At 70.6% G+C, this 21,765-nt stretch carries 22 protein-coding genes and 1 pseudogene; 11 read left to right on the top strand and 12 right to left on the bottom strand.

The window, feature by feature from the left end; translation table 11 throughout:
- Positions 1-129: 129 nt before the first annotated feature.
- Entirely contained in the window at positions 130-957 is an 828-nt protein-coding gene (locus tag ABZU46_RS23690) for an SAM-dependent methyltransferase (protein ID WP_354861117.1), read from the bottom strand.
- Positions 958-1,196: 239 nt separating this feature from the next.
- Between ABZU46_RS23690 and ABZU46_RS23695 the strand changes: the two genes are divergently transcribed.
- Positions 1,197-2,297 (top strand): NADAR family protein, encoded by a 1,101-nt coding sequence (locus tag ABZU46_RS23695; RefSeq protein WP_354861118.1) that lies wholly within the window; start codon positions 1,197-1,199, stop codon positions 2,295-2,297.
- Between the two features lie 70 nt (positions 2,298-2,367).
- On the opposite strand, the gene ABZU46_RS23700 is transcribed toward ABZU46_RS23695, so the two are convergent.
- Positions 2,368-3,708 carry a glycosyl hydrolase family 18 protein gene (locus ABZU46_RS23700; protein ID WP_354861120.1) on the bottom strand — a complete coding sequence of 447 codons (1,341 nt, stop codon included), beginning with the start codon at positions 3,706-3,708 and terminating at the stop codon, positions 2,368-2,370.
- 217 nt (positions 3,709-3,925) lie between these two features.
- Here ABZU46_RS23700 and ABZU46_RS23705 point away from each other — a divergent pair, with 217 nt between their 5' ends.
- The 3 genes from ABZU46_RS23705 to ABZU46_RS23715 all read left to right on the top strand — a co-directional run bounded on the left by ABZU46_RS23705 (position 3,926) and on the right by ABZU46_RS23715 (position 6,537).
- Positions 3,926-4,096, top strand: coding sequence for a hypothetical protein (locus ABZU46_RS23705; protein WP_354861122.1), 171 nt, complete (start codon positions 3,926-3,928; stop codon positions 4,094-4,096).
- A 128-nt stretch (positions 4,097-4,224) separates the two neighbouring features.
- Positions 4,225-5,385, top strand: a complete 1,161-nt coding sequence (locus ABZU46_RS23710) for a cellulose binding domain-containing protein (RefSeq protein WP_354861123.1) — start codon at positions 4,225-4,227, stop codon at positions 5,383-5,385.
- 24 nt (positions 5,386-5,409) lie between these two features.
- Positions 5,410-6,537 carry a glycosyl hydrolase 53 family protein gene (locus ABZU46_RS23715; protein ID WP_354861125.1) on the top strand — a complete coding sequence of 376 codons (1,128 nt, stop codon included), beginning with the start codon at positions 5,410-5,412 and terminating at the stop codon, positions 6,535-6,537.
- 27 nt (positions 6,538-6,564) lie between these two features.
- Here ABZU46_RS23715 and ABZU46_RS23720 read toward each other — a convergent pair whose 3' ends face one another.
- From ABZU46_RS23720 to ABZU46_RS23730, 3 genes are all read right to left on the bottom strand, one after another.
- Positions 6,565-7,446, bottom strand: a complete 882-nt coding sequence (locus ABZU46_RS23720) for a fructosamine kinase family protein (protein WP_354861127.1) — start codon at positions 7,444-7,446, stop codon at positions 6,565-6,567.
- Between the two features lie 110 nt (positions 7,447-7,556).
- Entirely contained in the window at positions 7,557-8,204 is a 648-nt protein-coding gene (locus tag ABZU46_RS23725; protein ID WP_354861129.1) for a response regulator transcription factor, read from the bottom strand.
- Positions 8,201-9,304, bottom strand: coding sequence for a sensor histidine kinase (locus ABZU46_RS23730; RefSeq protein ID WP_354861130.1), 1,104 nt, complete (start codon positions 9,302-9,304; stop codon positions 8,201-8,203). The genes ABZU46_RS23725 and ABZU46_RS23730 overlap by 4 nt, the downstream gene beginning before the upstream one ends.
- Before the next feature lie 141 nt (positions 9,305-9,445).
- Between ABZU46_RS23730 and ABZU46_RS23735 the strand changes: the two genes are divergently transcribed.
- Positions 9,446-10,039: a CDP-alcohol phosphatidyltransferase family protein gene (locus ABZU46_RS23735; protein ID WP_354861132.1), complete on the top strand. Its 594-nt coding sequence runs from the start codon at positions 9,446-9,448 to the stop codon at positions 10,037-10,039.
- Positions 10,036-10,506 carry a VTT domain-containing protein gene (locus ABZU46_RS23740; protein ID WP_354861133.1) on the top strand — a complete coding sequence of 157 codons (471 nt, stop codon included), beginning with the start codon at positions 10,036-10,038 and terminating at the stop codon, positions 10,504-10,506. The genes ABZU46_RS23735 and ABZU46_RS23740 overlap by 4 nt, the downstream gene beginning before the upstream one ends.
- A 78-nt stretch (positions 10,507-10,584) precedes the next feature.
- Here ABZU46_RS23740 and ABZU46_RS23745 read toward each other — a convergent pair whose 3' ends face one another.
- From ABZU46_RS23745 to ABZU46_RS23755, 3 genes are all read right to left on the bottom strand, one after another.
- Entirely contained in the window at positions 10,585-11,013 is a 429-nt protein-coding gene (locus tag ABZU46_RS23745) for a hypothetical protein (protein ID WP_354861134.1), read from the bottom strand.
- Between the two features lie 75 nt (positions 11,014-11,088).
- Positions 11,089-12,294, bottom strand: a complete 1,206-nt coding sequence (locus ABZU46_RS23750; protein ID WP_354861136.1) for an MFS transporter — start codon at positions 12,292-12,294, stop codon at positions 11,089-11,091.
- A 17-nt stretch (positions 12,295-12,311) separates the two neighbouring features.
- The gene (locus ABZU46_RS23755) at positions 12,312-12,836 is read right to left on the bottom strand and encodes a hypothetical protein (RefSeq protein ID WP_354861138.1); all 525 of its coding nucleotides are present in this window, start codon (positions 12,834-12,836) and stop codon (positions 12,312-12,314) included.
- 90 nt (positions 12,837-12,926) lie between these two features.
- On the opposite strand from ABZU46_RS23755, the gene ABZU46_RS23760 reads away from it, so the two are divergent.
- Entirely contained in the window at positions 12,927-13,424 is a 498-nt protein-coding gene (locus ABZU46_RS23760; protein WP_354861140.1) for a YcxB family protein, read from the top strand.
- A 63-nt stretch (positions 13,425-13,487) separates the two neighbouring features.
- Here ABZU46_RS23760 and ABZU46_RS23765 read toward each other — a convergent pair whose 3' ends face one another.
- Entirely contained in the window at positions 13,488-13,793 is a 306-nt protein-coding gene (locus ABZU46_RS23765; RefSeq protein ID WP_354861141.1) for a hypothetical protein, read from the bottom strand.
- A 207-nt stretch (positions 13,794-14,000) separates the two neighbouring features.
- Between ABZU46_RS23765 and ABZU46_RS23770 the strand changes: the two genes are divergently transcribed.
- Together ABZU46_RS23770 and ABZU46_RS23775 are read left to right on the top strand one after the other, a co-directional pair.
- A complete protein-coding gene (locus ABZU46_RS23770) occupies positions 14,001-15,290 on the top strand; it encodes a cellulose-binding domain-containing protein (RefSeq protein ID WP_354861143.1) in 1,290 nt (429 codons plus the stop codon).
- A 162-nt stretch (positions 15,291-15,452) separates the two neighbouring features.
- On the top strand, positions 15,453-16,064 hold the full coding sequence (locus tag ABZU46_RS23775; RefSeq protein ID WP_354861144.1) for a YdeI/OmpD-associated family protein: 612 nt from the start codon (positions 15,453-15,455) through the stop codon (positions 16,062-16,064).
- A gap of 126 nt (positions 16,065-16,190) precedes the next feature.
- Here the strand turns inward: ABZU46_RS23775 and ABZU46_RS23780 are convergent.
- The 3 genes and pseudogenes from ABZU46_RS23780 to ABZU46_RS23790 all read right to left on the bottom strand — a co-directional run.
- Positions 16,191-16,397 (bottom strand): annotated as a pseudogene (locus ABZU46_RS23780) (transcriptional regulator); the annotation flags it as partial.
- A gap of 151 nt (positions 16,398-16,548) precedes the next feature.
- Positions 16,549-17,697, bottom strand: a complete 1,149-nt coding sequence (locus ABZU46_RS23785) for a hypothetical protein (protein WP_354861146.1) — start codon at positions 17,695-17,697, stop codon at positions 16,549-16,551.
- Positions 17,694-17,939: a hypothetical protein gene (locus tag ABZU46_RS23790; protein ID WP_354861147.1), complete on the bottom strand. Its 246-nt coding sequence runs from the start codon at positions 17,937-17,939 to the stop codon at positions 17,694-17,696. The genes ABZU46_RS23785 and ABZU46_RS23790 overlap by 4 nt, the downstream gene beginning before the upstream one ends.
- A 773-nt stretch (positions 17,940-18,712) precedes the next feature.
- Here ABZU46_RS23790 and ABZU46_RS23795 point away from each other — a divergent pair.
- Both ABZU46_RS23795 and ABZU46_RS23800 read left to right on the top strand, forming a co-directional pair.
- Positions 18,713-20,044, top strand: coding sequence for a cellulose binding domain-containing protein (locus ABZU46_RS23795; RefSeq protein WP_354861149.1), 1,332 nt, complete (start codon positions 18,713-18,715; stop codon positions 20,042-20,044).
- A gap of 562 nt (positions 20,045-20,606) precedes the next feature.
- On the top strand, positions 20,607-21,765 hold a 1,159-nt coding region (locus ABZU46_RS23800; RefSeq protein WP_354861150.1), incomplete at its 3' end, for a non-reducing end alpha-L-arabinofuranosidase family hydrolase.

Genomic DNA, 21,765 nt, shown 5'->3' on the forward strand with positions numbered 1-21,765 from the left:
CTCGCGTAGGCGCGCCCTCTCCTCGGCGGCGGGTCGGCGGGTGTGGTCGGAGACCGGCGGACGGGCGACCAGGACCGCGTCGACGCGGCGGGACGCGTTCGCGCCGACGGACCGCACCGGAAACGACGCCTACGGTTTGCGGGCGAGGAGCCCGACGAAGGTGTGATAGGTGTCGGTCTGCATCGGCGCGGGCGTACCCGGCTCTGGGCGCCACTCGGCCAGCGGCACCAGCCCCGGCTCCAGCAGCGTCAGCCCATCGGCGAACGAGAGGATCTCCTCGTCCGTACGCCAGCGGCCGGTGCCCAACGACTCGTTGAAGACCCGCTCGACCTCGCGGGCCTTGCGGGAGCCTTCGGGGTCCCGCTCACCCGGGTCGCGGAAGTGCGAGATCGCCACATAGCTGCCGGAGGGCAGCGCGTCGATCAACGCCGCCGCCACCGCTCGCGGATCCTCGTCGTCACCGAGGTGGTGCAGGATCGCGAAGAGCAACAACCCGATCGGTCGGTCAAAATCGAGGAACCGACGTACGTCCGGATGGTTGAGGATTTCCTGTGGTGCCCGGACGTCCGCCTGGATCACCGTCGCGGTGCCCTCCGCGGCGAGCAGGGCCCGTCCGTGTGTCAGGACGATCGGATCATTGTCCACATACACCACCTGAGCCTTCGGGTTCTGCTCGGTGGCGACCTCGTGCACGTTGCCCTGGGTGGGCAGCCCCGATCCGATGTCGAGGAACTGGTCGATGCCCGCCTCGGTGACCAGGAAACGAATCACGCGACGCAGAAAGGCCCGGTTCGCCTGACCGGCTGCCGGCCCATCCGGTGTGATCCGCAGGGCGTGCTCGGCGACCTGTCGGTCGACCTCGAAGTTGTCCTTGCCGCCGAGGAAGAAGTCATAGACCCGGGCCACGCTGGGAATGCTGGGGTCGATGCCGGGGGGTGCCGCCTTGTCGCGGGTCACAGGCGTCTCCATTCGATCGGGACGGGCGCAGTCTGAGGTCTGCGGGCGGTGCCGGATTGCGGCGAGTCTAGCGATCGGGAAGGTTGAATTTTACCCCGACTGGTATCGCTCCCAGCGAACCGTCCCGTGACCAGCACACTCGTTCAGCGACGCCGGCTGGCGGTAGGCCCGGCGCCATCACGGTCATGTTGCTGGCGGTCGGCCGGGACCCGGCGCCGCGTCCCGTTAGGCTCGCCGACATGCCGGACAGCACTTCGACGTCGCGCGTAGTCGGCGGCGATGTCATCGAAGGGCGGCAACGCCTCATCTTCGTCAACAAAGGTGATCACTACGCACTCAGCACGCTCGGCGTTTTCGCGGACGGCGTCGTCCTCTGGCGATACGGTTCAACTGATCTCGACGGCCTTCGCGCTGTGTTCGACGATGGAACGCTGACCCTGACGCCACCCGAGGGCACTTCGCTGATCATCAGCGGCACGGCGAGAGGATCCGTGCCGGCACTGGAGTCGTGGCTGACTCCGGAGCTGGTGATCGGCGAACTCGCCGACGAGGTGGATCTTCTCAACAACCGGCCGGATTCCTCCCGGCGCTGCTGGAACGCACTGCTGGTGTACGCCGCGGAGCCGACCGGGGCAAACCTGGAAATCGTTCGCGCGCTGTATCACGCGGTGCCCGAACACCGCCGGATCTACATGCTCGGTGACATGGACCAGAACGACGTCCCGGTCCGGATCCTGCTCGCTGAAGTGGGTGAGACGATCCAGGCCAGGCGCTCAGGCCACATGCTCACGGTGACCCCCGAGGCCCGGAAGCAGGCGCTCGACTATTTCCGCAGGAGCGAGGCTGGTATCGCCAAAGCCCGGACACAGCAGGTGGCGGACGGACCGGAGACAACCGTCCCGCTGACCATCGGCGGGCACGTCTATCCGCATGGCTGGCCGGACCCCGCGGGCCTCGAGGTCCTGCAGATCGACTATCCGGCGGCGGTGATACACGGCGGCCGGGAGTACGCGAGCGTCATGCACGCCTACTGGGCGCTGTCCACTGATGACGCCGAATGGCGCGATCGGATCGCCACGGCCGTCCGTGGCCTCGACGCCCGGGCTGTCGGCGAGGAGGCACCCCGGCGGGCAGGCTGGCCGGCGGCGCGGCTGAGCGTGATGGCCTCGCTGCTGCGGGACAAGTTCGAGCGCCATCCGGCGATGGCGGAAACGCTGCTGGGCACGGGTGACGCCCGGCTGCTCTACAACGACTGGGCTTCGAAATATTGGAGTTCGAGCGGCACCAACTGGATTGGACGGCTGCTGGAACTCGTCCGGTCGGAACTGACTCACCGATAACCGGTCCCGCCGAAAGGGATCACCGGCCCGTGAACGGTCCGGGCCGGTGATCAGGAGACAGTGTTGCGGGTCAGCGGCCCTGCAGGCGCTTCACGTTGTCGCCGAAGGTCCAGCCCTTCGACCCGTCCCAGTTCGCCGACCAGGTCATCAGGCCCTTGATGCCGGGGACACTGTTGTACGCCTGGGTGACCAGCGACGTCGACATGTAGCCGCCACCGGCACCGGACTGCGCGGGCAGGCCCGGAACCTGCTTGTCGTACGGCACGCGGATGGTGGTGCCCTGGATGGTGAGGCCGTTGTTCAGGCACTGCGTCTGCACCGTGAAGCCCTGCACGGTACCCGCGGGGTACGAGTCGCCGGCGCAGCCGTACATGCTGCCGTTGTAGTACTGCATGTTCAGCCACCAGAGCCGGCCGTTGTCCACGTACTTCTTGATGATCGGCAGGTACGAGCCCCAGATCGAGCCGTAGACCACACTGCCGCCGGTGACGTAGGCCGTCTCCGGTGCCATGGTCAGGCCGAAGTTCGAGGGCATCCGGGCCAGCACCCCGTCGATGATCCGGATCAGGTTGGCCTGCGACGTCGACAGGGTGTTGATGTTGCCGCTACCGGTCAGGCCGGTCTCGATGTCGATGTCGATGCCGTCGAAGTGGTAGGCCGTCAGGATCGGCACGATCGTCGCGATGAACCGGTCGGCGACCGCGGTGGAGCTCAGGTCGATGCCCGCGGCGGCCCCGCCGATCGACATCAGGATCGTGGCGCCGGCGGCTTTGGCCTGGCACATCTCGGCCGGGGTGGCCACCTTCACGCCGGCGTCCATGCCGTTCTCCCAGAGGACCGTGCCGTCTGAGCGGATCACCGGGAATGCCGCGTTGATCACGTTGTAGCCGTGCTGGTTGAGCCGGCTGTCGGTGATCGGGATCCAGCCGAGTCCGGGGTGGACACCGTTGGAGGCGCCGTCCCAGTTCTCCCAGTAGCCCTGCAACACCTTGCCGCTGGGCCGCGACTTCACCGCGCAGGTCCCGCCAGTTGGCGGCGGCGTGGTGGGGGGAGGTGTGGTCGGAGGCGGCGTGGTGGGCGGCGCGGTCGTCGGTGGTGGCGTGGTGGGCGGCGGCGTGCTTCCCGAGCACGCGCCCAGGTCACGCCACAGCGACGGGGTCGCGGCGGGGTTCCAGCCGGCGCCGGGGTACGCGGTGTGGGTGACCAGAGCCTGGTAGAGCCGGCCACCGTAGGTGACCTGGGCGCCTGCCTGGTAGGTGGTGCCCTCGGCCCAGGCCGGCGCGGTGCAGGCGACCAGCGCGACGGCGTTGCCCGAGGGCACGGCTGCCATGCTGCTGGGGACGAAGGCGACGGCGGCCGTGACGGTCATCGCCGCCCCGGCCACCACTGCGAAAATCCGACGGCTTCTCATGGCTCACTCTCCGGCTTCGGCGACCCGTGACCTCCACATATTGACGTTCGTGCGGCTTAATAGCAAGGGTTGTTTACAGATAGCGAGCGGGTCGTCGCCGTCGCCGGCGGCTCCGGGGCGCCCAGCCGCGTCCGGGGCCGCCGAGGGGACCGGTGCCCGGGTGCCGTGGCGACCGCCTCGACAGGCGGTGGCGACTGTCGTGCTGGATACTTCCCCGATGACCAATCCTGACCTCGATCCGGACGTCTATCCACCCCTCGATCCTCGCGAGCCCGTTCCGGAGACCGCCGAAGAGCTGCTTCCCGGTACGCCGAACGAACTGCCGGCCGCGCCGACTGAACCGATGCCCGACGACGGCGAGCCCGGAGGCGTACCCGAGCCGGCGTGACAGTCGTCCGGCAGCGCTGTCCCGCCCCGCTGTGAGACGTCAAGGACTCGGGTGGGACCCGCGCATGGTCGCCGACCGAGGCGTGAGATACGTTGGCGATCATCGATACGTGGCGGGATCGTCGACGTATGACAGGCGTGTTCCCGTCCTCGCTGATCCGCCGCCTACTGCCGGGTCTGCTGGCCGCCGTCGTGGTGTCGACGGCGGTGCTCACCACCGCGATCAGCGCCGCTCCGGCAGCCGACGCCGGGGCCGCGCCGCCGGCCGCGTACCCCGGAATCGTCCCGGCCCCCGGCGGGCCCGCGGCGCCGACGCCAACCACGGCGCCCAGTACGCCGAGCACCTCGCCCTTCCCGCCGAGCGCGCCCACGAACCTGACCGCCAGCGAGGTCCGGACCGGGTCGGTCACCCTCACCTGGACGGCCGCCAGGCCGGGCTGTTGCGCCGTCACCGGGTACGACATCACGTACTACCAGGCGTTCGACGACGTCATCTACAGCGCCAGCGTCGGGGCCGTCACCACCACCACGATCAGCAACTACCTCCGGCCGGGCAAGCAGTACTCGTTCCGGGTGGCCGCGCGGGACAGCCTGGGACACCGCTCGGCCTCGACAGACGCGCTGACCGTGGTCACCCCGGTGACGGACACCGGCCCGGACACCACCCCGCCGAGCGCCCCGCAGAACCTGACCGTCGGCGAGGTCACTGCCTCGACCGCCATGCTGTCCTGGTCGCCGTCGACGGACAACGTCGGCGTGCTCGGGTACAACGTCTACCAGTTCGACGGTTGGTTCACCTCGACGCTGATCGCCACCGTGCCGGGAACGACGTACACGGCGTCGCTACCCCCGTCGACGCCGCTTCGCAACCTGTTCTACGTACGGGCCCGGGACGCGGTGGGCAACGTGTCGATCGCGTCCAACACGGTCGCCCTGCCCACGACGTCCACTCCGCCGCCCCCGCCGCCCCCGACCTGCCGGGTCACCTACCGGAACCAGTCCGAGTGGCACGGCGGCTTCGTGGCCACGGTGACGGTCCAGAACACTGGCGCGGCACCGGTCGACGGCTGGATCGTCACCTTCAGCTTCCCGGGAGACCAGCAGGTCATCTCGGGGTGGAACGCCACGGTCGGCCAGACCGGCGCCACCGTGACCGCCCGTAACGTCGACTGGAACCGCGTCCTCGCGCCGAACGGCTCGGCGAGCTTCGGCGTCCAGGGGCGGTGGAGCACCAGCGACGCGCCGCCGACCAGCTTCTCGTTGAACGGCGCCCCCTGCACGGTGGGCTGAGCGCGTCCCCATTGGAGGATCTTCGTGAGCACACCCCACCGCCGCCGCAGAGCACTGCTCGGGGCTGTCACGGCCGGCATCCTCGCCGCCTCGACCACATTCGGCGGTACGACCGCGCCGGCCTCCGCCGCGAACACGCTCAGCATGCGGGGCGCCGACGTCTCCTCGTTGCAGCGCAGCCTGGATCTGGGCGCCAGGTACTACGATGCCGGCGGTGTCGCCCGCGACCCACTGGACATCCTGAAGTCCGTCGGCGTCAACTACGTCCGACTGCGCGTCTGGAACAACCCGATCAGCGGCTACAACAACAAGAGCAAGGTCTTGACCCAGGCGAGGGCGGCCAGGGCGAAGGGCCTCAAAGTGCTCATCGACTTCCACTACTCCGACACCTGGGCCGACCCCGGCAAGCAGTACAAGCCGGCCGCCTGGGTCGGCCACAGCCTGAGTCAACTGCGCACCGACGTCTACACCTTCACCTACGACGTCTGCTCCAGCCTCCGAGGGCAGGGCACCCCACCGGACAGTGTGCAGATCGGCAACGAGATCAACGTCGGGATGCTGTGGGACGAGGGCAAGGTCGTCAACAACGACTTCGCCCCGCTGGCCGGCTTGCTCAAGCAGGGCTACAACGCGACCAAGGCGTGCGGCAGCGGCATCCCGGTGATGATCCACACCGCCGACGCCGACAGCAACGCCAACGCGCGATGGTTCTACGACGGCATCCGCGCCCAGGGTGTGCAGTGGGACATCACGGCCCTGTCGTACTACTGCATGTGGCACGGGACCCTGGCGAACCTCTACAACAACATCGTCGACCTGCGCGGCCGCTACGGGAAGCCGGTGGTGATCGTGGAGACCGCGTACCCCTTCACCCGGAACAACGCGGACAGCGAGCCGAACGCCATCGGCGACGCGATCTGTGACGGCATCAGCGCGACCTGGTCCGGGCAGGCCCAGGAGTTCGACTGGGTCCAGAACACGGCCCGCAACGCGGGAGCCATCGGTGTCTTCTACTGGGAGCCGACCTGGTACGCCGTCAACGGCAACGGCTGGGATCCGGCCAACATCAACGGCACCGGGAACCAGTGGGACAACATGGCGGTCTTCGACTGGTCCGGGCGGGTGAACCCGGGCGTGCGCTGGACGCCCTGACCCGTCGCCCGACGCGCGCGACCGCGGTCAGGATCGCTTCCGGAATGGGGCGAGGACGGCGCGGATCTGGTCGGCCGCGCCCCAGTCGTCGTCGAACTGGGCCAGCACGGCGAGGTGTTGCCGCAGCTGGATGATCGGCATGCGGGCCTGCCAACCGCTGTCGAGCGAGGTCAGTTCCGCGTAGACCTCGAACATCCGTCGCGCCTCGGGCGGAGGCGAGGTGGACCACACGTGGGCGAGGTCGACCTCGGCCCACACGTACGACACGGCCGGATCGATCAGCGCGGGCTGCCCGTCCGGAGTGGCCAGGATGTTCTGCACCCACAGGTCGCCGTGCGTCAGGCAGGCCGGCCGGTCCGGCAGCAGGTCGGGCAGCCGGTGACACAACCGCTCCAGCGCCGCCCGGTCGCCCGCGTCCAGTGCCGCCTCGACGCGCGGCTGCCCGAGCCACCGAAGCAGCCGGTGCTGTGCGAAGAAGGCGTAGCCGTCGTCATTCCAGGTATTGATCTGGCGGCGACGGCCCAGCCAGTTGTCGTGGTGCCATCCGAAGCGAGGATGGGTCGTGCTCATGTGCATGCGCGCGAGGACGTGGGCGAACTGCTCCCAGAAGACCTCGCTGCGCGGCCTCGGCTCCAGCATCGACAAGACGAGAAGTTCCCGGTCCGCCAGGATCACCTCGGGTGCCGCCACACCGCCGAGCTCGCGCAGGGCGGCCAGCCCTTCGGCCTCCGCGACGAAGACGTCGTCGGCCGGAGCGTCGGCGAAGGCCTTGACGAACACCGGCGGCGCGTCCCGGCGGGTGGCGATGCCCGCGAGCGCAGCGATCCCGCCCGTCACCGGTTCCACCGCGACGATGTCGCGCATCCTGGGCCGGAGCAGGCGCTCCAGCAGGACCGTCGTCGAGCGCATCAGGTCCGACTCCTCGGGTGCGGTGGTTCACGTCGCGCGCAATCCTAGGTGGCGGATGCCGGCCTCTCGAACGATCGACGATCGTCTTCCGGCCCGCTTCCGCCGACGGGTCAGGGTGTCAGGCCGGCCTGGATCGCCAGGATCGCGGCGCCCACTCGGTCACGGCTGCCGGTCTTGGCCAGCACATTGGTGACGTGGGTCTTGACGGTGCTCATCGAGAGGAAGAGGCGCTCGGCGATCTCGTTGTTGTTGAGCCCGGCGCCGATCAGGGCGAGCACGTCGGTCTCCCGCGGGGTCAGCTGGTAGACCGCCAGGTCCACGCGGGTGGCCGGCCCGGTAGCGCGTACCCGGTCGAGAACGGCGCCGGTGACCTCGGCGGAGAGGATCGCCTCGCCGGCGGCGACGGTGCGTACCGCGGCGATCAGATCGGCTGCGCTGCACCGCTTGAGGAGGAACCCGCGCGCGCCGGAGGCGATGGCGTCCAGGACGTAGGCGTCGTCGTCGAAGGTGGTCACAACGATCACGGCCGGGGCGTGCGGGATCGCGGCCAGCTCGCGGGTGGCCTGCAGACCGTCGAGCACCGGCATGCGGATGTCCACGAGGGCGACGTCGATGCGGGGGTCGCGACGCACGGCGTCGAGGAACTGCCGGCCGTCGGCGGCCTCGGCGGCGACGTGGATGTCGGGTTGGGACCGCAGGATCAGGCCGAAGCCGTCGCGGACCAGCTGCTGGTCGTCGACGATCGCTACCCGGATCACGGGTTCGCCACCGGCAGGGTGACCTGCACCAGGGTGCCGCCGCCGGGTCGCCGCGTCAGCTCCCAGCTTCCACCGCGCGCCCGCACGCGCTCCTCGATGCCCAGCAGGCCCGAACCGCGCCTGGGTGTCTGGGGCGGCCCGACGCCGTCGTCGCTGACCCGTAGACGGGCGTGGTCGCCGACGCGGACCAGTTCGATCCAGGCCGCTGTGGCCTTCGCGTGGCGGGCGATATTGGTGAGGGCCTCCTGGGCGATGCGGTAGGCGGTCAACACGCCGATCTCGTCCAGACCCGGCTCCGGGTCCACACGTACCCGTACCGCCACGCCCTGCTGGCGCAGCGGCTGCGCGAGCAGCTCGTCGATATCGGACAGGCGGGGCGGCGCGCTCACCGCGATCGCCGCGTGCGGATCGCGCAGGTGCACGACGAGCGTGTCCAGTTCGCTCAGCGCGGTGCGGCCGCTGCCCGCGATCGCCCGCAGCGCCGCCCCCGGGTCGGCGCTGAGCTGGCCCGCCTCGGCCTGGACCACCATCGCGGTGACGTGGTGGCCGACCACGTCATGCAGCTCGCGGGCCAGGTTGGTGCGCTGCTCGAGCCAGGCCGCCTGGCCGCGCAGGTCGTCCGCCTCCCGGGTGAGCGCGCGGCCGCGGGACCACGACCGCAACAGGATCGCCAGGACATAGCCGGCCGTCACGAAGACGAACGGCTGCTCGTACATTCCTCGCCCGGTGAGCAGCGCGGTGGTGAGGGCGCCGGCCGCGCCGAGCAGGCCAGCCAGCCACCCCAGCCACGGACGCCGGGCTGGGTCTTCGCAGCTGGAGAGGAACACGAGGCAGGCGGCCGCGAGGCCCAACTGCACCGACTCCCCGGTGCTCACGATCGCCACGAACCCGGCACAGGCCGCGAAGACCAGGGCGCGGTAGCGGGGCCGCAGCGCCGTGGCGCCGAGGCCGACCGGCGCCACCAGCCACGCCCAGCCCGCCGGCACGGACAGGCCCCCCTCGGCGGTCGTGATCACGAGAGCGATGATCAACCCCGCCAAGGCGTACGCCAGCCCGCGCACCCGCTCGGGGTCACGCAACCATTCCCGGATGTCGGTCATCACCTCAACAGTCTCCGCGACCAGCTCGGAGACCGACCAGTACCTCGGTACCAGATCGGGCGGTACCCCGGTGCTGCCCCGGCGAGCGGATCGGCACCACGGCACGTTCCGCCGAGAGGCGCACCGCACGACGCTTCTGGGGTGACTCTCGTCGACTCCCGCGCCGCCAGCAGTGTCGGCCCTCTCCGCACGGTTCCCAACTACATCACCGCCGTCCGCACGGTCGCCGCGGTCACCGTCGGGATCGCCGCCCTCGTCGCGGGATCGGTGGCATTTATGGCGGTAGCGTATGGCATCTACTGGATCGGGGACATGCTCGACGGCTGGGCTGCCCGGCGGCTCGGACAGGAGACCCGGGCGGGGGCCGTCCTCGACATCGTCAGCGATCGCGCGTGCACCGCCGTACTCTGCGTGGGCCTGGTCTCCCTCGTGCCCGACGTCGCGGTCGTGGCCCTGGTGTTCCTGCTGTCGTTCCTGGTGCTGGACACCATGCTGTCGCTGGCGTTCCTGTGCTGGCCGGTGCTCAGCCCCAACTACTTCCACCTGGTCGACCGCCGGGTGTGGGCGTGGAACTGGTCTCCGGTGGCCAAGGCCGCCAACACCGCCGGGGTCGTCGGCGCCATCGCGTTCGGGCAGTACCGGCTCGCGCTGGCCGTCGCCGTCGCCGTCGTCGTGGTCAAGCTGTGGTCAGTCGCCGCGGTGGCCCGGCTGCTCGACCGGGACGGCCGCGCGTGAGCAGCCTCGCCGAGGCGGTCGCGGGGCTCGGTTACGGTCTCGCTTCGGCCCTCGTTCCGGTCGTCAACGCCGAGGCGTACGCGGTGGTCGCCGGGCACCGTGGCGGCCACGTTGTCGTCGCCGTGCTCGCCCTGGCGCTCGGGCAGACCGCCGGCAAGCTGCTCCTGTTCGAATCCGCGCGTCGCGGAACGGGGCGGCTGGCCCGCAGGCTCAGGAGACAGAGCCGGTCAGGTCGTACGGCGGCCCGAGCCGCCCGGTGGACCGGGCCGATCCGGCGTTGGCTCTCCCGCCGCCGCACCGCCCTTCCGACCGTGCTGGTCTCCGCGGCGGTCGGGGTCCCACCGCTGGCCGTGGTCAGCTTCGCCGCCGGCACCGCGGGCCTGCGCCACTGGGAGTTCGCCGTCGCCTGCCTTCTCGGGCGCGTGATCCGATTCGCCCTCCTCGTCCTGCCGGCGACGCTGGCCTGACCCCCGCCGTCGGGGGAGCGGCGACGAACACGACGGCTCACCCGTGCCCGCCGACACGCTCGCGACACTGCCGGTCGCTCATTCCCAGGGCGGGAGATGTCGGCCCACATATGCACGGGCCCGCGGGATCGGGTCTCGCCAGTACCGGTCGGGCATGCGGTGGTGGTGCTCGGCGCAGAATTCGGCGAGATCGGTGCTGATCGGGACGCGTTCGAGCGGGTGGCCCTCGAAGGCCGCGTTGACCGCCAGCACCTGCGGCTCCGGGTTCCAGCCCGCATGGTCGAACGCCCAGCCGCCCCAGACCGCGTACGTGTGGAAGACCGGCAACTCGCCCGCCAGGCGCACCGCCGCCACCTCGATCAACCGGTCCGGGTACGTGTCCCGACAGACCCAGGCGAGGATGTGGCAGGCCCCGGCGGCGAAGAAGGCCTGGTCGGTCCGTTCCCACGCGACGCGCTGGTCTGATCGCTCGATCGCCGTCCGGCGAAAGGCTCCCGCTGCCTCCACCACGCGCACGCTAGTGGGTGACCCGCGGTCCCCTCACCCCGCCCAACGTCGTCCGCCGCGTTGGACCGGCGCGTGTCACTCGGCGAGGCGGATCGCCAGTGGGCCACGCCGTCCCAGTGCCCACACGGTGAGTGCGAAGCAGCAGAGTCCCATTCCCGTGATCGTGACCGCTGTCCAGCCGCCCGCGGCCCAGAGCGTGGCCGCGGCGGCGGAGCCGATGGCGGCGCCGACGAAGTTCCCGGTCGCCAGTGCCGTGTTGAGCCGGCTGCGGGCCTCGTGGGAGAGGGCGAACAGCCGCGCCCGGTTGAGGAGGGCCTGCGTCTGGAGAGCGACATCGATCATGATGATCGCGATGATGAGCAGCGCGACGGACCGGCCGGCGAACGCCGCGACGACGAAGGCGCCGAGGGCCAGTGTCCACGCCACCCCGGTGGCCGGAAGCGACCAACCACGGTCGTGCAGACGACCGCCGCGCAGGCCGGATAGGACACCGGCGAGGCCGGCCAGTCCGAACATCCCGATCACCGCTACCGGGTATCGGAACGGTGGGCCGCTGAGCAGAAACGTCAGCGCCGTCCAGAACAGCGAGAACGCGGCGAACCCGGTGGCGGCCAGGACCAGCGTCCAGCGGGCCGCCCGCTCGCGCAGGACCACCGCGCCGACCGAGGCGATGAGCTGCGGGTACGGCAGGCGGGTGCGCGGCGCCAGCGGTGGAATCGCGCGGTACAGCAGGACCGCGAGCAGGACGGCGACGACTGCGGCGAGGGCGAAGGTCGTACGCCAGCCGGCGGCACCGGCGACGAACCCGCTGATCGTACGGGAGGCGAGGATGCCGCTGAGGGTCCCGGATCCGACGACGCCGACGATCCGACCGCGGTGGGCGTCGCCGGCCAGGTCCCCGGCCAGCGGCGTGAGGACCTGCCCGGAAATCGTCGTGACGCCGAGGACGGTCAGCGCGAGCAGAAGAACGCCGAACGACGGCGACAGCGCGCACAGCAGCAACGCGGCGGCCGAGGCCACCAGCAGCACCGGGACGAACCGGCGGCGGTCCAGGACGTCGCCGAGCGGCACGAGCAGCAGTACGCCGACGGCGTACCCGGTCTGCGTCGCGGTGACGAGCCAGCCGGCCGTCGCGGTGGCGGCGCGGAGGTCGCCGGCGATGAAGCTGAGCAGCGGCTGCGCCCAGTACAGGTTGGCGATCGCCGCTCCCGCTGCCAACGCGAGCAGGAACGTCAGCCGGCGACTCATCTCGGGCGGCGGTGCCGTGCCGGACGCTGCCACCCCGCCACGCTAGTGAATTACGGCTTGCGGCGGAGTTCGCGCAGCACGCCGTGACGGCGCACGGCCCACGCGAGGCGCCGGACGCTCGGGTGCCACACGAACAGCACTGCCGCCCGACGGATCAGGCCGAACCGGTTGTCGCTGACCTGGTTCTCCATCGCCTGCCAGATCAGCTCGCGCACCTTGGCGCTGTCCAGGGCCGCCCGTACCTCACGGCGTACCGCAGGGTCTTCGGTCGCCGAGGCGATGGCGGCGGCCAGGCCCGGACGGGCCGCAAGCGGCTCCACCGCCGCGGCGACGAGCGGCCGGCGTACCTCGTCCTGTTCCAACAGCAGCAGCACGGCCTCCCGGATCTCGACCGTCTCCAGGCCGGAGCGCAGCAGGCTCAGCAGGCTGCGCTCGACCTCGCCGTCGTGATCCGGGACGGACAGCGTGGCCAGCAGCACGGACACCTCGTCGAGATCGATGAGGTGCCGCACCCCGCTGCGGAACTCCGGCAGCTCCCAGGCGACCTGGAGAGCCCTGACGAGATCGCGGTTCATGCGCCATCCGCTACCCGCAAGCGACCGCCGGCGAAACTCCGGCGGCCGACCCGGCGGTGCCCGGGGCGGTTGGGGAACTATCGTTCTGGGGTGCACATCCGTTTCGACGTCCCCGCTGATCCCGACTACCCGGGTCGCGTGGCGGCCACGCTCGGCGGTGTTCGGCTGCGCAGGTACAGCTACGTCGGCGCGGTGCTGGCGGCGGTGGGGGCGATCGGTCTGGTCGTCTCGCGGGGGTTCGCGTCCGGCGAGCGGACGGCGCCGCTGTGGGTGGCGATGCTCGTGGGCGGCGTGCTGTCGATGCTGTACCTGCCGTGGGTGCGGTGGCGCGCGCGTCGCCGCTCCGGTCGCTACGCGGTCGAGGGCGGCTACGACATCACCGATGACAACATCATGATGCGCAGCGGCTCGGAGTCCGGCGGTATCGCGTGGGACGGCGTCGCCCAGGTGCAGGACACCCCGGATTTCTGGATCGTGTACGTCGGCCGGATGCCGGCGACCGTGATCCCACGGTGGTTGATGTCCGCCGAGGACGCCGAGACGTTGCGAGCCTTCATGGCCGACCGCGGGCTGCTCCGACCGCGCTGACCTCGTGTGCCGCCGACGCGCCGGGGCAGAGCACGGCGAAGCCGAGGGCGAGAACCCGACGTTTCAGGACCGGTTACGGGGCTGGGCGAGGAAGCGCAGGTACGCCACCCGGTCGAACGGGTTACCGTCGGTGCGGGGCCGACGCGGCGGGTCGCCGGACACCGGGCGGTCACCCCCGGGCGCCGACGACCACAGCCCCTCCCCGCCGGACAGGTCCGGCAGCAGCCGCTGCGCCTCCGGTTCGAGTCGCGCCGGCAGCAACCCGCTGATGCGCCAGCCGGCAGCGATGTCGGCCCGGCCACCGAATAACGCGCGGGCGGCGTGATCCCACTCGGAAGCGTGACGCTTGATTCGATAGGAATCTGTCAATAGATTGAGGGCGGGCGCCGCCGAGGTCCGGGCAACCGGGCCGTCGGCGACTGACAGGTCCACCCCGAGCCGGGCACGTCGGTCGTACGCATCGACCAGTCGCTGTGGCGCATCGCCGCGCCGCACCCGGCGCGTTGTCGCGCCGCGTCCGCTCCGGACGCGCGCTGCCGCGCCGATTTCCCCAGCTCGATGGCAGAAGGACTTTTCATGACGATTCTCCGCGCCCGCCCCGCCCCGACCCTGGCGGTCGTCGCCGCGCTGGCCGCCGCCGTGACCGCGACCGGAACGGCCCTGCTCGTCGTCCCCGCCGCGGCCGCCCAGGGTTGCCGGGTCGACTACACGCCCAACCAGTGGCCCGGCGGATTCACCGCCAACATCAAGGTCACCCCCGGCGACAGCGCCGTCTCCAGTTGGACCGTCACCTGGAGGTACGCCGGGGACGAGCGCGTCACGAACGGCTGGAACGCCACGGTCAGCCAGTCCGGATCGACGGTGACCGCGCGCAACATGTCGTACAACGGCAGCATCCCGGCCGGCGGTTCCGCCGAGTTCGGCGTGCAGGGCACGTACGGCACCAGTGGCGGCACGCCGACCGGGTTCAGCCTGAACGGCGTGCCGTGCAACGGCACCGGCCCGACCCCGACGACCGGCGTGCCCACCACCCCTCCGCCGACCACCCCTCCGCCGACCACCCCTCCGCCGACCACCCCTCCGCCGACCACCCCTCCACCGACGACGCCCCCGCCGACCACCCCGCCCCCGACGACGCCTCCGCCCACGACGCCTCCGCCCACCACCCCGCCGCCGGCCGGGTGCGCCGGTGCGGTGCTCTGCGACGGCTTCGAGAACCAGACCGGCGCGACGCCGTCGGGCGACTGGACCGTGGTGAACCCGGACTGTTCGGGCGCCGGCACGGCCACCATCGACACGGCCACCACGCACAGCGGCAGCCGGGCCGTCCGGATCAACGGCGCAGCCGGGTACTGCAACCACGTCTTCATCAGGTCCACCAAGAATCTCAGCAGCGTGGGCAGCGTGCGGTACGGCCGGATCTGGGTACGGCACACCACCGCCCAGCCCACCGACCACACCACGATGATGGCGATGGCCGACGCCGCCGACGGCAACCGGGACCTGCGGATGGGCGGCCAGAACGGCGCCCTGCAGTGGAACCGCGCCTCCGACGACGCGACGCTGCCCGAGCAGAGCCCGGCCGGGGTGGCGCAGAGCGTCCCGCTTCCCACCAACCGGTGGGCCTGCCTGGAGTTCATGGTGGACGGCTCGGCCGGTCAGCTGCGTACCTGGCTGGACGGCACGGCCATCGCGGGGCTGACCGCGGACGGCGTGCCGACGCACGACATCGACGGCCAGTGGTACAACCGCACCTGGCGTCCGCAGCTCACCGACCTGAAGCTCGGCTGGGAGAGCTACGGCAACGGAGCCGACACCCTCTGGTACGACGACGTCGCGGTCGGGTCCAGCCGGATCGGCTGCTGACCCTGCGAGGTCCGGTAGCTCTGGTCAAGGGTGTGGCCCGCTCGACGTGTCACACCCTTGGCCAGCTCCGACTGCTGCGCCGGTGCTGATCCCGACCGCCCGGCGGATCGGGCCGTCCCACCGGCCGAGGGCGCTGTCACAGCGCACCGATAGCCTGCTGCCATGGCGAGCGCCGAACTGGAAGAGTTGATCGTCGCGGACGCCGACGCGCTGCGCGCATGGTTGTCGGAGAACCACGCCACGTCGCCCGGCGTCTGGCTCGCCCTGACCAGGAAGGGCGGCACGGTCACCACGCTGACCTGGCAGCACGCGGTCGACGAGGCGCTGTGTTTCGGCTGGATCGACGGGCAGGCCCGCAAACGGGACGAGCAGACCTCCTGGATCCGGTTCACCCCTCGCCGACCCCGTAGTGTCTGGTCCCAACGCAACGTCGAACACGTCGCCCGGCTGGAGGCGCAGGGACGGATGATGCCCGCCGGCCGCGCCGCGGTGGAGGCCGCGAAGGCCGACGGGCGGTGGGCTGCCGCGTACGCCCCGGCGTCGGAAGCCGAGGTTTCGGCCGACCTGCTCGCCGCCATCGCCGCCGAACCCGCCGCCCAGGCCATGTTCGACGTGCTCACCAAGACCAACCGGTTCGCGCTCATCTACCGCCTCAACGCCGTCAAACGGGCGGAGACCCGCGAGCGGAAGATCGCCGAGTTCGTCGCCATGCTGGCCCGCCACGAGACCATCTCTCCGCAGAAGGCCAGGCCGCCGAGCGCGCCATCCTCGTGATCACGGCGCTCCGCCGGCCCTGACCCGGCGCGTCGTACCTGCCACCGGTCGTCCTCGGGACCGGGCCCGACGGCTACCGGAACGGTCAACTGGCTGTCCACGGCCCCGGGGGCGGCGAAAGGGCCTTCAGTCGGCGCCGTCCACGCGGGTGGCGATGTCGCGCAGGGCGGCGATGTGGGCGCTCAGAGCCGCCCGACCGGCCGTGGAGAGGTTGATCCAGGTCCGCGGGCGCTTGCCCACGTAGCCCTTGCGGACCTCGACGTACCCGCCGTCGCTCAACGTCGAGATCCGCTTCGACAGGGCGGAGTCGCTGAGCTTCACGGCGTCGCGGACGAACGCGAACTCGGGCGGTGGCGCGTGGCCTGGCCGTCACGTCGCTGCGGGAGGTCGCAGTCGGGCGGGAGACGACCGAGCCGGAGGTCGACGCTGTCCACCCTGCGGTCAAGCAGCTCGAAACCGTGACCCGCTGGCGGCGCCCCGCAGCTCAGGCGGAGGAGCGCAGGCGCGAACCCGAGGCGTCGACGGTCTGCCGCGTGCCGTGCACGGTGACGCCGGTCAGCCGGATGCTTCCCAACGCCTCGGGGATGCGCGGATCGGTGGCGAGATGGCCGTTGCTGACGTCGAGCCCGAGCATCGACCGCAGAAGCAGCAGAGGGGCGCCGCTGGCCCAGGCCTGGGGATTGCAAGCGGTGGGGTAGGGCACGGGCCGTCGTCCGAACGATCGGTCGTACCCGGAGAACGCCTCGGGCAGGCGGTAGTCGAAGTGGGCCGCCGCATCGAGCATCGCCATCGCGATGCGGTTGGCCGCATCCCGGTGGCCGTACCGGGCGAGCCCGGCGGCGATGATCGAATTGTCGTGCGGCCACACGGTGCCGAGGTGGTAGCCGATGGGGTTGTACCCCACGTCCTCGGTGGACAGGGTCCGGACACCCCACCCGGAGAACATCGCGTCGGACATCAACTGCCGAGTCACCGCGGCGGCACGATCGGGCGGGACGATTCCGCTCCACAACAGGTGGCCCATGTTCGAGGTCATCGAATCGATGGGCCGCTTGTCGGCGTCGAGGCCGATCGCGTAGTAGCCGCCGCGCGTCGGCAGCCAGTAGTCGCGGTTGAACCGCTCGCGCAGATCGGCGGCCTCGCCACGCAGGCGTCGCGCCAACGGAGGGTCGGCCCACGGTCCGTCGGCGAGTTCCGCGGCGCGGAGCTTGGCGTCGTAGGTGTAGCCCTGGAGCTCGCAGGTGGCGACCGGCAGGTCGGGGAGCCTGCTGTCGACGAACTGCACACCGTCCGGTGAGTCGCGCCAACACTGGTTGCGCATCCCGTCCGGGGAACGCGTGGCGTACTCGACGTAACCGTCGCCGTCGCGGTCTCCGAATACGTCGATCCACCGCAGAGCGGCGTCGGCGTTGGGCCGCAACTGCCGCACCAACGCGTCGTCGCCCGTCCACCGCCAGTACTCGGAGAGCAGGATGAGCCACAGCTGGGTGGTGTCGGCCGAGCCGAAGCAGGGGCCGTACGGCGCGATGCCGAGCTGCGTCAGCTCCCCGGATCGGAACTCGTGCAGGATCTTCCCGGGCTCCTGGTCGCTGAAGTCGTCGACGGCGTTGCCCTGGTGCGCGGCGAGCGTCACCAGCGCACCCGCGCGACGTCCGGTCCACAGGTGATGCTCTGGTAGGCGGTGACCAGCGTGTCCCGCCCGAAAATGGTCAGGAACCAGGGCATTCCGGCGGCCAGCAGGACGACCTGTTCGCCGTTGATCTCCTTGACGATGCGCATCGACAGCAGGTCGACGGCGGACTTGTGATAGACGTTGCGCAACAGCTCCGAATCCGCGCTGAGGTCCGGCTTGTTGGCCGCCCACCGCGACGCCATGTCGTCGGCGCCGGGGTCGTGTGCCTCACCGAAGGTGCGGCTGGGCGGCCGTGCCGATGGAGCCCGAGCCCAATTGCGGGGGCATGTCGCGATTCGCGCCGCCGTGAGCCTGTTCCTGCTGTTGCGTCGGCCGAGAATTCATGGCACCCGCGCCTCCCCCGATGGCAGGGGGCGGCTCCGCCGTGCCCGTTCGCAGTCTAGGACTCGAAAAGATGACCTCGCTGCGATATCGAAGGGCACTGCCGCCGGCGACACGGACGACCGATCGTGCCGGTGGGCGGGACACCGCGCGCCGGCACGATGGGCGGCTCACGCCGGCGTGGCGCCTGCCCTGCTCCGGCCCACGGTGGTGAGGCGCGCGGGTCGGGCCGGTCCGTCCGCTGTGGCCGGTTCCGTGGCACTCGGCCGGTTGAGCATGTTATCGATAACATGCTATCTTTCGGCGCGGGAGCGAAGGGCACGCTCCCAGTCACCTCAGTCAATCGGCACAGGCAACGCCGAGGGCTCGCCCCTCCCGCCGCCTCGCCGGTCGGTGACCAGTCCGGGCCGCTCCGCCACTGCCAGGCGACCGCAGGCGGTCGTCGGACGACCCTGGTCCGGCTGCATTCCCCCTTGCCCCGTCACGGACAACCCCGGCAGCGACGGTACGGCCCGTACGCATCCGTGTGCGCCATGCCGGCCTCAGGAGCATGCCGGCCCGCACACCGGTGCGAACCGACTCGTTGACGGCGAGGTGCATGTCCTACGGACGATCAACGGCAAGGAGTCGAGCAATGGTCAAACGGAGACAACTCTTCTCGTTCATCGCGGCCGCGGTGGTTCTCGTCGCGGCGACCGGTGGTGCGCTGCGCGGCGGATTCGGCGCCGAGGCGTTGGCTGCCACCAACGGCACCCTCGCGGCGACCGCGGGGTGCGGCAAGGCGCCCACTCTCACCAGCGGGACGCGCACGATTTCCAGCAGCGGCCAGAATCGCAGCTACATCCTCCAGATCCCGGGCGGTTATGACCGGAACCGTCCGTACCGACTGGTCTTCGGCTTCCACTGGCTGAACGGCTCGGCCAACAACGTCGCCTCGGCCGGCTACTACGGGCTGGCGCCGTTGTCGAACAACAGCACGATCTTCGTCGCGCCCCAGGGTATCGACGCCGGTTGGGCCAACACGAACGGTCGGGACCTGACCCTGTTCGACGACATCTCCCGGCAGGTCGAGAACGACCTCTGCGTCGACACGACCCAGCGTTTCGCCCTGGGCTGGAGCTACGGCGGGGCCATGAGCTACGCGGTGGCCTGCGCCCGCCCGACCGTCATCCGGGCGGTCACCGTGCTCTCCGGCGCCAACCTCAGCGGCTGTAACGGCGGTACCCAGCCGGTCGCGTACTTCGGCATCCACGGCATCTACGACAGCGTGCTGAACATCTCCCAGGGCCGGGCGCTGCGCGACACGTTCGTCAGGAACAACGGCTGCACCGCACAGAGCCCGCGCGAGCCCAGCCGAGGCAGCCTCACCCACATCACCACCACCTACTCCGGCTGCCGCGCGGGTTACCCCGTGCAGTGGGCCGCGTTCGACGGCGACCACACCCCGAGCCCGGTCGACGGGTCGTCCAGCCCCAACGACTCCCGGACCTGGACCTCGGCGGAGATCTGGCGATTCTTCACCCAGTTCCAGTCCACCACGCCGCCCACGACCGCCCCGCCGACCACGGCCCCGCCCACCACGCCGCCTCCGACCACGCCCCCGCCGACGACGCCCCCGCCCACCACGCCGCCTCCGACGACGCCGCCGCCGACCGGGGAGCCGGGCAGCTGCGCCGCCACCTACCGGGCGGTCAACAGCTGGCCGGGCGGCTTCCAGGGTGAGGTCACCGTCGCCAACAACACCGCCACCTCGATCAGCGGCTGGACCGTACGCCTGACCCTGGCCAGCGGCCAGGCCATCAGCAGCCTCTGGAACGGCACCAACACGGGCACCACCGGCAACGTCACCGTCCGCAACGCCGCGTACAACGGCACCCTGGCGCCGAACGCCTCGACCACCTTCGGGTTCACCGCCACCGGCAACGGCGACACCCCGCCCAGCAACGTCACCTGCACGAGCCCCTGACCGTCCGAGCCCGGGGTCCGGAGCCACCAGCTCCGGGCCCCGGGCCGGGGTTCCACACCGCAGCGACCGCCACGGCGGTGGGCAGCGTCCGCGCCGCGGGCCGTGCGTCCGGTGGTGCGAGCTTCGGCGCCGCGCCTGCCGGACGTCGGGGCGTCGACGCCCGAGGAGGCCGGGACCAGACCATGTGCGGGCGTCGATGTTAGCGCCAACCATCCCAGATCGCCGGATGCGCCTTCCCAGGTCGAGGACCTCGGACGGCATTGTTGCCGTGCATGATCGGCGTCGATCGGTCGCGTCGTGCGCGGGCGCGGGCCGCCGGCTCATCGAAGCGCCAATGTTACGTCTTGACGAACAGCATGTTATCGCTCACAGTCGATGGTCAAGGACGGCGACGGCTACGGCTCACGGGGCGGGCCTGCGACGCCGACCTTGATTCAGGCGTGCGTCCACAGCATGCAGGGGATCTTGTTAGCGCGAACATTCCCGACGCATGCACCCGGTCGCGTGTCGCGGTGCGCCCAGCTTCGGGTGACCGTTCGGCTCCTGGTGATTGAGGAGGATCATGTCTGCCTTTGGTAGGTCTCCGTCGACGGCACCGCCCTCGCGGCGGCGAGGGTGGTTGGTGCGAGCAGTCGCCGCCGGCGCGGCAGCGGTGGTGGTCGCCGGCGCCGCCGCGATGGCGGTGTCGTCGCCCGCGGCCGCGGCGACGGTCGACACCAGCGCCTGGTACGTGTTGGTCAACCGCAACAGCGGCAAGGCATTGGACGTGTACAACCTGGCCACGAACGACGGGGCGCGGATCACCCAGTGGACGCGTAACAACGGTAACCAGCAGCAGTGGCAGTTCGTGGACTCGGGCGGCGGCTACTACCGGCTCAAGTCGCGGTTGTCGGGCAAGGTGCTTGACGTCTACAACCGTTCGACCGCCAACGGCGCGGCGATCGTGCAGTGGACCGACAACAACGGCACCAACCAGCAGTTCCAGCTGGCCGACTCGGACAGCGGCTACGTGCGGCTGATCAACCGCAACAGCAACAGGGTGATGGAGGTGCAGGGCGCCTCGACCGCCGACGGTGGCAACATCGTGCAGTACGACGACTGGAACGGCACCAACCAGCAGTGGCAGCTCGTGCGCGTCGACGGCGGGGGCAACCCCACCACGCCGCCGCCCACCACGCCGCCCCCGGGCGGCACGTGTGATCTGCCGTCGTCGTACCGGTGGTCGTCGACCGGGGCGTTGGCGCAGCCGAAGTCGGGTTGGGTGTCACTCAAGGACTTCACCGTCGCCCCCTACAACGGACGGCAACTCGTCTACGCCACCACCCACGACACCGGCACCCGGTGGGGCTCGATGAACTTCGGCCTGTTCACCAACTGGTCCGAGATGGCCTCGGCCAGCCAGAACACCATGAACAACGCCACCGTCGCACCCACCCTGTTCTACTTCGCCCCCCGCAACATCTGGGTCCTGGCCTACCAGTGGGGCGGCACCGCGTTCTCCTACCGCACCTCCACCGACCCCACCAACCCCAACGGCTGGTCCGCCGCCCAAACCCTGTTCACCGGCAGCATCACCGGCTCCGGCACCGGCCCCATCGACCAAACCCTCATCGCCGACGACCAGAACATGTACCTCTTCTTCGCCGGCGACAACGGCAAGATCTACCGCGCCAGCATGCCCATCGGCAACTTCCCCGGCAGCTTCGGCAGCACCTACACCA

It is taken from the genome of Micromonospora sp. NPDC005197 (assembly GCF_040608295.1).
In the GTDB taxonomy this organism is placed as follows: domain Bacteria; phylum Actinomycetota; class Actinomycetes; order Mycobacteriales; family Micromonosporaceae; genus Micromonospora.